The organism is Nonomuraea sp. B5E05 (genome assembly GCF_039880665.1).
GTDB lineage: Bacteria > Actinomycetota > Actinomycetes > Streptosporangiales > Streptosporangiaceae > Nonomuraea.
This window is the reverse complement of record NZ_JBDPMJ010000003.1, coordinates 379903-393416: the sequence shown is the minus strand read 5'-3', so window position 1 is coordinate 393416 and position 13514 is coordinate 379903. Positions and strand designations below refer to the sequence as shown.

The 13514-nt window shown below is 73.1% G+C and carries 16 protein-coding genes; 9 read left to right on the top strand and 7 right to left on the bottom strand.

Annotated features, from left to right (window positions below):
• The first annotated feature begins 211 nt into the window (after positions 1-211).
• Positions 212-541 (top strand): hypothetical protein, encoded by a 330-nt coding sequence (locus tag ABGB01_RS08210; protein WP_347771884.1) that lies wholly within the window; start codon positions 212-214, stop codon positions 539-541.
• On the opposite strand, the gene ABGB01_RS08205 is transcribed toward ABGB01_RS08210, so the two are convergent.
• Positions 456-1688 carry an MFS transporter gene (locus ABGB01_RS08205; RefSeq protein WP_347771882.1) on the bottom strand — a complete coding sequence of 411 codons (1233 nt, stop codon included), beginning with the start codon at positions 1686-1688 and terminating at the stop codon, positions 456-458. The genes ABGB01_RS08210 and ABGB01_RS08205 overlap by 86 nt on opposite strands.
• A 236-nt stretch (positions 1689-1924) precedes the next feature.
• Positions 1925-2425, bottom strand: coding sequence for a hypothetical protein (locus tag ABGB01_RS08200; protein WP_347771880.1), 501 nt, complete (start codon positions 2423-2425; stop codon positions 1925-1927).
• Positions 2426-2588: 163 nt separating this feature from the next.
• Here ABGB01_RS08200 and ABGB01_RS08195 point away from each other — a divergent pair, with 163 nt between their 5' ends.
• Positions 2589-3449, top strand: coding sequence for an alpha/beta fold hydrolase (locus ABGB01_RS08195; RefSeq protein ID WP_347771878.1), 861 nt, complete (start codon positions 2589-2591; stop codon positions 3447-3449).
• Between the two features lie 57 nt (positions 3450-3506).
• On the opposite strand, the gene ABGB01_RS08190 is transcribed toward ABGB01_RS08195, so the two are convergent.
• Positions 3507-4751 carry an MFS transporter gene (locus tag ABGB01_RS08190; RefSeq protein WP_347771876.1) on the bottom strand — a complete coding sequence of 415 codons (1245 nt, stop codon included), beginning with the start codon at positions 4749-4751 and terminating at the stop codon, positions 3507-3509.
• Between the two features lie 61 nt (positions 4752-4812).
• Here ABGB01_RS08190 and ABGB01_RS08185 point away from each other — a divergent pair, with 61 nt between their 5' ends.
• From ABGB01_RS08185 to ABGB01_RS08165, 5 genes are all read left to right on the top strand, one after another.
• Entirely contained in the window at positions 4813-5184 is a 372-nt protein-coding gene (locus ABGB01_RS08185) for a MerR family transcriptional regulator (RefSeq protein ID WP_347771874.1), read from the top strand.
• A 159-nt stretch (positions 5185-5343) separates the two neighbouring features.
• A complete protein-coding gene (locus tag ABGB01_RS08180; protein ID WP_347771872.1) occupies positions 5344-6039 on the top strand; it encodes a class I SAM-dependent methyltransferase in 696 nt (231 codons plus the stop codon).
• Positions 6040-6126: 87 nt separating this feature from the next.
• Entirely contained in the window at positions 6127-6411 is a 285-nt protein-coding gene (locus ABGB01_RS08175; protein ID WP_347771870.1) for a hypothetical protein, read from the top strand.
• Positions 6412-6512: 101 nt separating this feature from the next.
• Positions 6513-7355 (top strand): LLM class flavin-dependent oxidoreductase, encoded by an 843-nt coding sequence (locus ABGB01_RS08170; protein ID WP_347771868.1) that lies wholly within the window; start codon positions 6513-6515, stop codon positions 7353-7355.
• Positions 7356-7401: 46 nt separating this feature from the next.
• Positions 7402-8181 carry a TetR/AcrR family transcriptional regulator C-terminal domain-containing protein gene (locus ABGB01_RS08165; RefSeq protein WP_347772115.1) on the top strand — a complete coding sequence of 260 codons (780 nt, stop codon included), beginning with the start codon at positions 7402-7404 and terminating at the stop codon, positions 8179-8181.
• 23 nt (positions 8182-8204) lie between these two features.
• On the opposite strand, the gene ABGB01_RS08160 is transcribed toward ABGB01_RS08165, so the two are convergent.
• Complete coding sequence (locus ABGB01_RS08160; RefSeq protein WP_347771866.1) at positions 8205-8567, bottom strand: DUF4180 domain-containing protein; 363 nt, start codon at positions 8565-8567, stop codon at positions 8205-8207.
• Positions 8568-8603: 36 nt separating this feature from the next.
• Positions 8604-9005 (bottom strand): helix-turn-helix domain-containing protein, encoded by a 402-nt coding sequence (locus tag ABGB01_RS08155; RefSeq protein ID WP_347771864.1) that lies wholly within the window; start codon positions 9003-9005, stop codon positions 8604-8606.
• Positions 9006-9192: 187 nt separating this feature from the next.
• On the opposite strand from ABGB01_RS08155, the gene ABGB01_RS08150 reads away from it, so the two are divergent.
• Positions 9193-9981, top strand: a complete 789-nt coding sequence (locus tag ABGB01_RS08150; protein WP_347771862.1) for a hypothetical protein — start codon at positions 9193-9195, stop codon at positions 9979-9981.
• A 64-nt stretch (positions 9982-10045) separates the two neighbouring features.
• Here ABGB01_RS08150 and ABGB01_RS08145 read toward each other — a convergent pair whose 3' ends face one another.
• Both ABGB01_RS08145 and ABGB01_RS08140 read right to left on the bottom strand, forming a co-directional pair.
• Positions 10046-11389, bottom strand: a complete 1344-nt coding sequence (locus tag ABGB01_RS08145) for a 6-phospho-beta-glucosidase (protein WP_347771860.1) — start codon at positions 11387-11389, stop codon at positions 10046-10048.
• A 10-nt stretch (positions 11390-11399) separates the two neighbouring features.
• On the bottom strand, positions 11400-12152 hold the full coding sequence (locus tag ABGB01_RS08140) for a DeoR/GlpR family DNA-binding transcription regulator (RefSeq protein ID WP_347771858.1): 753 nt from the start codon (positions 12150-12152) through the stop codon (positions 11400-11402).
• Positions 12153-12283: 131 nt separating this feature from the next.
• On the opposite strand from ABGB01_RS08140, the gene ABGB01_RS08135 reads away from it, so the two are divergent.
• Positions 12284-13510, top strand: coding sequence for a PfkB family carbohydrate kinase (locus ABGB01_RS08135; RefSeq protein WP_347644425.1), 1227 nt, complete (start codon positions 12284-12286; stop codon positions 13508-13510).
• Positions 13511-13514: the final 4 nt, after the last annotated feature.

Here is a 13514-nt window from a genome sequence, read left to right as displayed (position 1 = left end):
GCCTACCGGAACCGAAGTGCCGACTTACCAATCGGTATCGGCACTTCGTGGGTTCTTGGGACACCGCACAGCATGTATGTCCAGGATGGGATGCGATTCGGGGAAGGAAAGTGCCGCCTCCGCATGTTCTCGACACTTTCCTTCTGTAGTACGCCCGCGGCGGCCGACCGGCCGCCATCGTCCTGAGCGTAGAAGAGGGGACCGGCACCCCGTGGCACGCACCCTGGACGTCGCCCAGTACGGCCGCTTCCCCGAGGGCCGCTCCGAACTGCCGGACGAGGCGGTCGCCTTCGTCGCCGGCCAGGTCAAGGTCCCCGCCGCCGAGCGCCACCGGGCGCAGATCCGCACGTTCCTGGACTTCGGCGAATGCATCGTGGCCGACGCCGAACGGCTGACGCACGGCGGCTGGCCACCCACGTGTGTGATCGGAAGCGCAGGGCCGAGCGGGTACGCGTTCACAGCGCCCTCGCCCCGGCGGCCGCGTGGCTGGACCTGGCTTCGGCGAGCGGCCGCCACGCGGCCGCGGCGATGGCGGTCGTGACGGCGGCGGCCAGCCAGTACGGCGCCGTGATCGTCGTGGTCCGGGCCAGCAGCCCGCCCAGGAGAGACCCGAGTGCCGCGCCTCCGACGTCGATCAGCGCGCCGGCCCCGCTCACCCGGCCCATCAGACGGGCGGGCACGACCTGCTGCCGCAACGTCGTCGCGACCACGCCCCACACCATGGTGTGGATCCCGAACACGACCAGCACCGCCGCCGCGACCAGCGGGACGGTCGTGGCGGCCAGCGCGGCGTGGGTGCCGGCCTCGATGATCAGCCCCGCCCGCAGCAGGGCCGCCGCCCCGAACCTGGCCCGCAGCCGCACCGCCAGCGCCGTGCCGGTCAGCCCGCCGACGCCGAACGTGGTGAGCAGGAGCCCGTAGCCCACCTCGTCCAGCCGCAGCCGGTGGCGCGCGTACAGGACGAAGACCGCGAACGCCGCGCAGAACACGATGTTGGCCAGTCCCATGCTGAGCGCGAGCGTGCGCATCAGGCGGTGGCGCCACAACCACCGCAGCCCGGCCGCGATCTCGGCGCGCAGCCCGCCGGTGCCGTCCCGCGGCTGCGCGGGCACCGGCCGTACGGTGGCCACCAGCGCGGCCGCGACCGCGAACGACACCGCGTCCACCCCGAACGGCAGGGCCGCCGCGGCGGCGAACAGCCCCGCGCCGATCGGCTTGGCCAGGAACTGGTTGGCGACGGTGAAGGTGGCCATCAGCCGCGCGTTGGCGGCGGCGAGCCGCTCGGGTGCCACGATGGCGGGCACCATCGCCGCGCTGGCCGTGTCGGCGAGCGTCTCACCCGTGCCGAGCAGGAAGAACGCCAGGTAGATGACGGGGATGCCGGTCGTGTCCGTGGCCACGGAGACGGTCAGCGCGCCGAGCACCAGGGCACGCAGCAGGTTGACGGCGACGATGAGCCTGCGCCGGTCGAGCCGGTCCGCGTACGCGCCGCTGATCAGCGCGAAGAGCAGCCACGGCAGTTGCTGGGCGAAGGCGGCGCCGGCGACGAGCGCCGGGTCGTTCGTGAGGGAGGCGACGAGCAGCGGCCCGGCGGCCATGGTGATGCCGTCGCCGAGGTTGGAGACCGCGGAGGCGGCCCAGAGTCGGGTGAAGTCCGCGCCGAGCCGCGCGGAGGTGAGGGCACGCAAAAGAGCTCCTCGGAAAGAAGGGAAACGGTCGTGTGCGCGTGCGACCGCTCCAGGCGAGGAGCCTCATGCGCCGGAGTGGGTCCGGCGGCCCTGTGCCCGCGGAAGATCTGCCGCATCGCACCGCCGTCGCGGCGGTCCGACGGGCAGATCCCCGTCAGTGAGGCGTCTCGGGCCCTCGCCTCGAAGCGGCGGCGTCGGCCATGCAGGTGCGCATACGGACCCCTCTCCATCCGGTGTCACCGTTCCTGGACGTCTCCGATCTTCTGATACCGGGCCGGGGCGCGGCCACCGCTTTTCGCCCGGTGCTCCCCGAGCGGCCGCCGCGCGTGGTGCCTGCGGCGTACGTCACGCGTGGCCAGGAACAGCAGCACCGCCCACACGGCGCAGTAGGCGCCGAAAACCGCGCCCCCGCGATCGGTCACCAGCGCGCCACCCGTCATCCCCACCGCGCCCACCGCGGCGACCGCCGTGCAGACCCAGTGCGCCCAGAGCACCACCAGGTACGGCAGGCGCCCCGTGAACCGGACCCGTCCCGCCAGCAGGATCGCCATGATCACCACCCCGGACGCCACGTTGCCCCACTGCGCCAGCGCCACCTCGCCGGGCCCGTAGGGGAGGTAGCTGTCCGGCGACACCTGTGGCCCGCCGGTGACGCCCAGCTTGCCCTCCAGGGCGTAGACGACCTTCGACGCCACGTACAGACCCGTCCATGCGACACCCGCCATCACGATTCTCATGGCACCGACTCTGCCGACGGGGCCGGTGACGGGGCTCCCCCGCGAGGGGGATGGGCCTCCCCCCGAAGAGCCGTTCCCGCGGCTGTGCCCAGGGCTGTGCCCGCGACTGTGCCCACGGCGAACGGCCGCGCTCGCTCGACCGTCCCGCGGTAGCGTCCCCGGCATGGTGACGATCGGCGGCGTTGAGATCGCCTGCGAAGAGGCCGGCCCCGAGGAGCCGGCGGGCACCGTGGTCCTGGCGCACGCGGGGGTGGCCGACATGCGCATGTGGGACCACCAGTTCGCGGCGCTGTCGCGACGCCACCGCGTGATCCGCTACGACTGGCGCGGCCACGGCCGGTCCGGCGACGCCGAGGGCGAGGTCTGCCATCACGAGGACCTGCTCGCCGTCATGGACGCCATGAAGATCGAGCGGGCGGCCCTGATCGGCTGCTCGATGGGCGGCGCGTACGCCGTGGAGGCCGCGCTCGCCGCCCCCGGGCGGGTCGTCGCGCTCGCCCTGATCAGCTCGGGCCTGGCCGGTCACCGGTGGCCGCGGGCGATGCTCGATCAGGCCCGCGACCGCGTGCACGCCTCGGTGCCGCCCGACCGGCTGACCCGCTACCGCGCCGGCGCCGCGGGCCACGTCGACCCGGCCGACGTGCGCGCGATGGCCGAGGCTCACACCTTGTGGCAGGTCGCCGGCCCTGACCGCGGTCGTGATGCCCTCTCCGGCGAGGTGTGGGCGGCGGCGGTGGAGATGTGCGGGCTGGTGTTCCAACGGTCGTGGTCCGGCCCCAGGTCAGCCGAACGCCACCTCGACCCGCCCGCGGCCACCCGGCTGTCCGAGATCGCCGTGCCTGCCCTGGTGGTCAACGGCCTGTCGGACGTGCCCGGCATCCAGGAGGTGTCCGGCCTGCTCGCGGAAGGCATCCCCGGGGCCCGCCGCCTCGACCTGCCGGACACGGGTCATCTGGCTCCGCTGGAACGGCCCGCGGAGGTGACCGCGGCCCTGACGACGTTCCTCTCCGAGGTCTTCACCTGACGCGCCCGTTCACCTGCGCCGGGCGGCCTCGGCAACCCGCGCGCCGCCGTGGACCGCTCACCGGCAACCTGCTGTCCCACCTGTCGTACGAGGCACGCGAACTCGTCGAGCCCCTGGCCAGGCACGGTCTCCAGCGGCCCGGCGGCCGGGGAATGCGTGCCGGCGCGCCGCGAGCACGATCGCCAGGGCGACCGCCACCAGCGGCAGGGCCGTCCACGGCAGCGCGCCCGCGCCGGCGCCCTCCAGCACCAGCCCGCCGGCCAGCGACCCGCCCGCGATGCCGGCGTTGTACACCGTGGTCTGCATGGAGGTGGCCACGTCGGCGTTCTCCGGCCCCGACGCGTTCACCAGCGCCGTCTGCAGCAACGTCGGCACGCCTCCGAAGGCCGCGCCCCACAGCGCCACCGCCACTAGGGAGACCGGCCCCCCGAGCGCGCCCAGCACGACCATCGCCCCCGCCACCACGGCCAGCACCACCACGAGCGTCACGCGCAGGGCCCGGTCGATGACCGCGCCCACCACCCAGATCCCCGCGACCGTCCCCACGCCGAACACCAGCAGCACCGCGCTCGTCCGCCCGGCCCCGGTCAGCGCGGCGAGCGGCGCCAGGTACGTGTACACCGCCTGGTGCGCCACCAGCACCAGCACCGTCACCCCCAGCACCGTCGCGACCCCGGGAACGGCGGCGACCCGCCGCAACGGCACGCGTCCGGCCGCCGTCTCGCCGGGGAAGCCGGGGACCGTGGCCAGCACCCACCCCACCAGGACGACCGCCGCGACGGCCAGCGCGCCGAACGCGGCCCGCCATCCGAACGTCCCGGCCAGCGCCGCACCCGCCGGGATGCCCGCGCACAACGCCACCGTGATCCCGGCGGAGACGATCGCGATCGCCCGCCCCCGCCGCTCGGGCGGCACCATCCGCGCCGCGTAACCGACCAGCATCGCCCACAGGATCCCGCCCATCGCCCCGGCCAGCACCCGGACCCCGAACGTCACCGCGTACGACGAGGACAGCGCGGTCGCCGCGTTGCAGGCGGCGAACCCCACCAGCGTCCCCACCAGCACCGGCCGCCGGGCGAAGCGCCGCAGCAGCGCCGTCAGCGGGATCGCCGCCAGGAACGACGCCACCGCGTACGCCGTCACCAGGAACCCGGCCCGCCCTTCCGGCACCTCCAGCGCCGCTCCGATCTGCGGCAGCAGCCCGGCGGGCAGCAACTCCGTCATCACCGCCGTGAACGCAGCCGCGAACAACGCCAGCAGTCCCGGCCACGGCATTCTCCGGTCGTGCACCCCATCAGCCATGGGACTAGGCTGAAACCTTCACATCAGTGTGAAGGCAAATCCCAGCGGACCGAGGCCTGCCATGAGAATCGGGGAGCTCTCCCGGCGCACCGGCGTCCACACGCGCATGCTGCGCTACTACGAGGAGCAGGACCTCCTCCACCCGGAACGCGCGGACAACGGCTACCGCGTCTACCCGCCCTCGGCCGTGCAGCGGGTCCAGCAGATCCGCGGCCTGCTCGACTCGGGGCTCACGACGGAGATCATCCGCCGCATCCTCCCGTTCCTCGACGGGCCGGGCGGGATCCACCTGCACCCGGAATGCCTCACGCCCGAGCTCGCAGGCCTCCTGGAGGCGGAGGCGGAGCGCATCCAGCAGCGTATCGACTGCCTCGCCCGCAACCGCGACGCCATCCGGGCCTACCTGGCCGCCGTACGCGATCTGCGGAAATGACCCCGCCGCCCCCCTTTACGATGTAGATCATAAATTCGCTGACGGAACTCCTCGCGGAGGTGCGGCGCGGCCGCCGTACGGGCGTTCCTCGCGGCGGGATACCGGCCCGTCGGGGCGGAGGTCCTGCTTGCCTGACCGCCGTCGGGGCAGGCTGATGAGGTGCCGACCGAACAGGAGGTGACCGGCATGGGCCGCGGAAAGCTCCTGCGCCACCACCGCGAGCATTCCGGCACCATCGACCATCCACGCGCCTACGAGCTGTTCTCCCGGCTGGGCTACGCGGGGCGCAGGCGGCTGGTGTTCACGCAGTTGGCCGCAGTGGCCGGCGCCGGACCCGGCGACCGGGTGCTGGACGTGGGCTGCGGCACCGGCTACCTCACCCGCCGCCTGGCGCCGCTGGTGGCACCCGGGGGCCAGGTCGTCGGGGTGGACCCGTCGCCGCGGATGATCGCCTACGCCCGCCACCGCGCCCCGGCGAACTGCGTCTACCTGGTGGGCGAGGGGCAGGCGCTGGACCTGCCCGGCGGGCCGTTCGACGTGGTGGTCTCCAGCCTGGCCGTGCACCACATCCCGGCCGGGGCGCGGGAGACCGCCGTCCGTGAGATGTTCCGCGTGCTGCGTCCGGGCGGCAGGCTGCTGATCGCGGAGTTCCGGCCGCCGCGCCGGCCGCTCGCGCGCCGGTTGACCGGCCTGGTGAGCGGGCACGCCCTGGGGCACGACCCCAGGGAGACCCCGGCCGCACTGGTGCCGGCTGCCGGCTGCCGGGTTCCGCGTGCAGGCCGAAGGCGACCTGTGGCCGCTGCTGCGCTATCTGCGGGCGGTCAGACCGTAGTCCTGGGCGGCCCGCCCCGTTGATCAAAAAAGCGCGTGGCGCTCCCTGCCCCCACAAGATCGCTACGTATAGTGATGACGGATGTCACTTCGTGATTACAGGGGGAGATCATGAGAAGTACCCTCATCGCCACCGGCGGTGCACTGGCCGCGGCGGTCGTGGTGTTCGGGGCCGGCACGGCCGCCGCCGACTCCGGCCGGCACCCGCACCACTGTGACCTCGCGCTGAACGAAGACTCGACCTACCACCACGTGACGCATCACGGAAGGTTCGCCGGCACCCGCGACATCGACGCCTGCGCCCCCGGCCACGGGCACGGACACGGGCACGGACACGGGCACGGCAAGCCGCACCGGGGCGACCGCAGCTGGGTGTTCGACTGGCTCAGCCGCTGACATCCCGCGGCCCGCCTGATCCCGGCCCCCACCGCAGGGGTGCCGGGATCACGGCTTCTCCGCCGCGTGTTCCGGTCGTCCGCATTCGGTAGCCTGACCCGGTGCGACTTGGCGTGAACGTTCCCAACTTCGGCCCCGGCACCGACCCCTGCATCCTGCGGCGGTGGGCGCAGACCGCCGAAGGGCTGGGGCTCGACCTGCTGATGGTGTCCGACCACGTGGTGATCACCCCCGACGTGGCGCAGAAATATCCGGCGCCCTTCTACGAGCCCTTCACCACCCTCGCCTGGCTCGCCGGGTGCACCAGCCGCATCGCCCTCGGCACGACCGTGCTGATCGTCCCCTACCGGCACCCGCTGCTCGTGGCCCGCATGGCGGCCAACCTCAACGACCTCAGCGGCGGTCGGCTGGTGCTGGGTGTCGGCGTCGGGTGGGCGCGGCAGGAGTTCGAGGCGCTCGGCGTGGCGCACGAGCGGCGCGGCCGGCTGACCGACGAGCATCTCGCGGCGATTCGCGCCGCCTGGGCCGCCGAGCACGACTACCGCTCCGGCGCCATACCGATCTGGGTGGGCGGCAACAGCGACGCGGCGCTGCGCAGGGCGGCACGCTTCGGCGAGGCCTGGCACCCGCTCAGGAACACCATGTCCTACCTGCGGGAGACGTGGCCGCGGCTGAAAGACCTCGCCGCCGAGCAGGGACGGCCGGCGCCCGACCTGGCGCCCAGGATTCTGCTGCGGGTCACCGCGTCGCCCGTCACGGGCCCCGAGCGGCTCGCGGGCGAGGGCACGATCGAGCAGATCGCCGACGACCTCGAGCAACTGCGCCTGCTCGGTGCGGAGACCGTCGTCCTCGACCCCTTCTCCGGCGACCCGGACGAGACGCTCCACCCGGAGGCGGCCTGGGAGATGATCGCCGCGGTGGCCGCCCGCAGAGGCGCCCGCTGATAGCCTTTATGGCGTAAAGAGTTTGTTCCGCGTGGGGAGTTCCGCGTTGGTCGTCTTCGCCGGGCAGGGTGACGCACGCCGTTCGATGGCGCTGCTGTGGCGCACGGGAGAGCCGGGAGAGGTGCGGCCCGGCCCCAAGCCGGGGCTGAGTGTCGACGCGATCGTCGACGCCGCCATCGCCGTGGCCGACAGCGAGGGCATGGCGGCGCTGTCCATGCGCAGGGTCGGCGAGCGGCTCGGCCGCACCGGGATGGCGCTCTACACCTACGTGCCGAGCAAGGGCGAGCTGGTCGACCTGATGTACGACCGGGCCCTGGCGGAGGTGCCCACCGGGCACGACCTGAGCGGCGGGTGGCGGGCGGCCGTCACGTCGTGGGCCGAGCACGTGCTGGCGTTCTATCTGCGGCATCCGTGGGTGCTGCAGGTGTCGCAGGCGCGGCCGGTGCTGGGGCCCAACGAGTTCGCGATGCTGGACGGCCTGGTCCGGATCCTGCGCGAGACCGGCCTGCGGCCGCGCCGCTTGCGGGGGGTCGTGGCGTTGCTGTCCGACTTCGTCCGAGGCGCGGCGAGGACGGTCTCGGAGTCGCGGCAGGCGCCATCGGCGACCGGGGTGTCCGACGAGGAGTGGTGGCAGGCCCGCTCGTCGCTGCTGGAGGAGGTGGCGCCCGGGTTCGCCGCCCGGTTCCCCATGGTGACGTGGGTGGAGTCGGAGGACGACGAGCCCGCGACGGACGAGCCCTACCTCGAACACCGGGTCGGCGAGACGTTCGCCGTCGGCCTGGCCGTGCTCCTCGACGGCATCGAGGCGGCCGTCAAGTCCGGCTGAGCCCGCCGCCCGGCCCGCTCGCCTCAGCGCTGGTCGGCGGCGTCGTCCCGGCCCGACCGCCGTTCCGCCAGCTCGTCGAGGTCGCGTACGAACCAGATGTGCTCGCCACGGTTCGACTCGGTCACCCACGCCGCCAGCGCGGAGCCGGGAGGGGCGTGGCGGGAGACGTCGCCGACCACCGCCAGGCCGATCCGGTAGTTGACGAACTTCTGCGCGAACTCTCCCGCGACACCGCTGCGCAGGACGAAGAAGTCGTCGTGCAGTCGCTCCATGGGGACGGCCACCCAGGTGGCCTGCCGCCCCCAGGCCTCGCCGATCAGGTCGAGCGCGTCGCGGGCCTCGCGCAGGAGCTCGCCGTGCGGGTCACAGACGTACAGGTCGGGCATGGTGGTCTCCAGACGGTGATCAGGGGCGCGGCGAGGTCATTCGCGCACGAGGGCGTCGACGATCCGCAGCACCTGGGCGGTCTCCTCGAGCCCGCCCAGAATGATGATCTTCAGGTGGGAGCGCTCCTCGTCGTGGACGAACTCCACGCGCAGCCCGCTCGGCTCGCCGGCCAGGGCGCCCAGGACCATCGTGCTGACACGATCCATGTCGGCCCTGGCGATGCCGTCGATCTGCACGATGCTCGACACCTCGGCGCGGCGCGCGGGAGCGGGCGCGGCGACCGGCAGGCCGGTGAACGCCGCCAGGTCCTCCTTGGCGATGCGGTACCGCTTGCCGATCCGGACGGCGGGCAGCCGTCCTTCACGCACGTAGTTGCGCACGGTCTTGACGTGCAGCCCCAGCTGGGCCGCGACCTGCTCCACGGTGTAATGCTCCATAACGCTCCCTATTATGGGGCATGTAAGGGAGTGATAGGGATGATCAGAAACTGTACGGCCCGTCGGACTCTCGCCTACACGCTGTCTCACGGATCGGTTCTCCCGCGGCACCCCTGACTAAAGTGAACATTCCTACATGCCGAACGGCAGATGTGGCGGCCTCCCCCCGCGCGCCAGGCTTCCTGGCATGCCACTGATCACCATCGCTCCCACGTCGGTTCACCACAATGCCTGGTTTCCCGGGCGCTTCCTCGGAGGCGGCGCCTTGGTGCTCGGGCCGCTCCTGTGGTTCGCCGGGTTGACGCTGCGCCACCTGGCGCAGAGCACGGCGGAGTTCACGCCGCAGCAGCGGGCGTACTTCGCCACGCAGCCGTTCGCCGCGCCCGAGCAACTGGCCGCCTACACCGTGAACCCGGGGCTGGCCACGGCCGGCTACGCCTGTTACACGGCGGGAGCCATCGTGTTGTGCCTGGCCATCGTCGTCCTGGCCCGGGTGGCTGCCGCCCGATCGCCCTGGCCGGCCCGCGTGGGCGGCGCGATGGTGGTCGTGGGGCTGTTCTCGCGCCTGTACTGGGCGGGTGTGGACGAGACGGCCCTGCAACTCATCGGGACGCTCGGGCTGGAGCGGACGACCGAGATCGTGATGGACCTGTACGCGGACATCTCCTACGGGCCCTGGCGCGTGCCGGTTTCCGCGGCCTTCGGCCTTTACATCGGAACACTGCTCCTCGGTCTGGCCGCCTTCCGCTCGGGCACGTTCGGCACCGGGCGGCTGGTGTTGTTCCTGTTCTCGGGCTGGCTGTGGACCGGTGTGCTGAAGAGGAGCGAGCTGATCGACGGGGTTCTGTCAGGCGCTGCCCTGTGCCTGGTGCTCGTGCCGCTCGGGATCAAGGTGCTGCGCGATGCCGTGCCGGAGCTGCGCACGCGAGCCGAGCCTGCCGGGGACAGGGCCCCGTTGCGGGTGCTCAGCTGGTGACAGGCCCCTCCTGGCATGCGGTGTCCTGGTGAGTGACTCGCCGCGCGTCGAAGACCCGCGCGGATCAGGGCCGGGAGAAGACCGCGTCCAGCTCTGGGATGCGGGCACGGTAGCCGTCGAGCAGTTCGCGGGCCACCCCCGCCGAGTCGACCAGCGGATGCAGCGCGAACGCCGCCGCCGCCAGCCGCGGCGACCCCGACAGCGCCGCCTCGATGGCCGTCTGCTCCACCGCCTTCACCTGCTGGACCAGGCCGAGGAAGCGGCCGGGGAGCGGGCCGGCGGCCAGCGGTCGCACTCCTCCGCCGCCCACCGCGCACGGGATCTCCACGACCGCCTCGGCGGGCAGCCCGGGCACCGCGCCGCCGTTGCGCACGTTGAGGATCATGGTGGACGGCTCCCCGCGCGCGATGGCGGCCATGAGCGCGAGCGCGATGCCTTCGTAGCCGCCCGCCTCCAGGTCGGCGGCGTCGCGCTCGCCGGCCGCGGTCACGTCGCGGGCCTCGGCCATGTACGACTCGTCGCGCTCCCTGCGGGCCCTCTCCCATGCGGCCAGGGCGTCGCCCGGCCGGGCCCGCACGGCAGCGTAGAAGTCGTCCTGCTGCCGCAGCAGGGTCTCGCCGCGGGTGCGGCCGGAGATCGCGGCGACCGACTCGCGGGTGAAGTAGTAGTAGTACAGGTATTCGTTGGGGATCGCGCCCAGCGTGCGCACCCAGTCGGCGCCGAAGACGCGGGCCTCCTCCACCTGCCGCAGCGCCGCGTCGTCGGCGAGCAGGCGGGGCAGGACGTCCTCGCCCTGGTGGGTCAGGCCGCACAACCAGCCGAGGTGGTTGAGCCCCACGTACGCGGGCGACACGCGTGCCGGGTCGACCCCGAGCGCGGCGGCGGCCCGGCGCACCAGCCCGATCGGCGAGTCGCAGATGCCGATCACGCGGTCGCCGAGCACCTGGCGCATGGCCTCGGTGATCATGCCGGCGGGGTTGGTGAAGTTGATGACCCAGGCCTGGGGGGCGAGGGCGGCCACCCGCTCGGCCACCCGCACCGCGACGGGGACGGTGCGCAGGCCGTAGGCGATGCCGCCCGGACCGGTCGTCTCCTGGCCGAGCAGGCCCAGCTCCAGAGCGACCCGCTCGTCGGCGACGCGGCCCGCCAGCCCGCCGACGCGGATGGCGGAGAAGACGAAGTCCGCGTCGCGCAGCGCGGTGTCCAGGTCGGTGGTGACGCGCACCTCGGGCGGGTCGTCGTGCCCGGCGGCCTGGGAGCGCAGCACGTGCCGCACGGCCTCGAGCCGCTCGGCGGACACGTCGTAGAGCACCACCTCCTCCACGCGCGGCTTGGCGGCGTCGCGCAGGAGCGCGCCGTGGACGAGCGGGACCCTGAAGCCTCCGCCACCGAGGACGGCCAGTCTCATCCGCATCCCTTCATGTGAGAAGCACCTGGGCGCCCGCCGCGACGCAGGCGCCCAGCGTCGTCTCGTCGGCGCCCCCATTGGTGACGATCACGTCGATGTCCTCGGGCCCGCACACCCGCAGGGCGCCGGTGCCGGGGAACTTGTGCCGGTCGACGAGCAGCACCACCTGCTCGGCCGCCGCGATCATGGCGCGCTTCAGCGGGACCTCGGCCAGCGTGGTGTCGACGAGCTGCCCGTCGGGCCGCACGCCGCTGGCTCCCAGGAACACCCGGTCGGCGACGACCTGGCTCAGCGCCGCCTCGGTGAGCACCCCGACCAGCGAGTGGTACGTCCTGCGCACCATGCCGCCGAGCAGCAGCAGCTCGACCGCCGAGTCGGAGCGGAGCGCGTCGAGCACGGCCAGGCTGGAAGTGACCACCGTGACCCGCCGGCCGCGCAGCCGCCGGGCCAGCCGCATCGTCGTGGTGCCGATGTCGAGCAGCAGCACCTCGCCGTCGGCGACGAGTTGCGCGGCCCGTGCGGCCACGGCCTCCTTGTCCTGCTCGTCGACCCCGGCCACCTCGGCGAAGGGCCGGTCGTCGTCGGCGTCGGCCAGGGCGCCGCCGCGGACCCGCCTGAGCGTGCCGTCGCGGTCGAGCACCTCGAGGTCCCTGCGGATGGTGGACGGGCTCACGCCCAGCTGGCTGGCGAGATCGCGGACGCTGGTCGCGCCGGAGAGCCGGACCCTTCGCATGATCTCGGCATGCCGGAGGCGCTGGAGCACGGCGCGAGTCTATCAGTCAAATCCGCGCAAGAGTGAGCATCACTGCGCAAAAACACCGGCAAAGCACTTGAAGTACGCGAGCAAACATGCAAGATTGCGCACAATCAGAGTGTCGAGGAGGCCCCATCCCCGTGTCTGCCCAGGCGTACGACCCTCTCGCCGAAGAGCGCACCCCGGAGGGTCCGCAGTTCGACGTGTTCCTGGCGGGCACCGTCTTCCTCGACATCATCTTCACCGGCCTGCCCGCCATGCCCGCCGCGGGCACCGAGATCTGGGCCGAGGGCATGGGCTCGTGCCCCGGCGGCATCGCCAACCTGGCCATCGCGACCAGCCGGCTGGGCCTGCGCACCGCGCTGGCCGCCGCGTTCGGCGACGACGACTACGGCGACTTCTGCTGGCGCACGCTAGAGGAGCAGGAGGCGGTCGACCTGTCCAGGTCGCGGCGCTTCGAGCACTGGCACTCGCCGGTGACGGTCTCGATGGCGGTCGACCGCGACCGCAGCATGGTGACGCACGGCCACCCCGCCCCCATGGCGAGCGCCGAGATGATCGGCTCCCCGCCCCGCTCCAGGGCGGTGATCGTGACGATCTCTCCCGACGAGCCGCTCGGCTCGCCCGGCGGCTCGAGCAACTGGGCCGAGCCGGCCCACCGGAACGGCGCCCTCATCTTCGCGGACGTCGGCTGGGATCCGTCGGGCTCCTGGCCGGCGTCGATGCTCGATCAGCTGTCCTTCTGCCACGCGTTCATGCCCAACGCGATCGAGGCGATGGCCTACACCGGCGCCGACACCCCGCGCGACGCGCTCTACGCGATCGCCGACAAGGTCCCCCTCGCGGTGGTGACCGACGGGGCCAACGGCGCCATGGCCATCGACTCCACGACGGGCGAGGAGGCGTTCGTCCCCGCGCCACGGGTGACGGCGCTCGACCCCACCGGCGCGGGCGACGTCTTCGGCGCCGGACTCGTGCTCGGCACGCTGTGCCGCTGGCCGCTCGCCGACCGGCTGGCCTTCGCGCAGGTCTGCGCGGGGCTCGCGGTGCAGCAGTTCGGCGGCTCGCTGGCCGCGCCCGGCTGGGGCGACATCGCCGACTGGTGGCACGAGGTGCGCGCGGCGGCCGACCACAGCGGCGCCTACGGCAGCTCGCTGGCCCGCCGCTACGCCTTCCTCGACCGGCTGGTGCCCACCGTCCCGGTGGGCGCGGTCCGCCGCGCCGCGGCCACCATCGCCCGCTACGCCGACGTGGGCATGCCGCCCGGAGCCACGGGTACGCAGCCGCACCAGACCCCCCACGAGGCGTCCGACGACCCCGGCGACGAGGGCCCGGCCACGTCTCGCGTGCCTGCGCAGAAGGAGTAACACC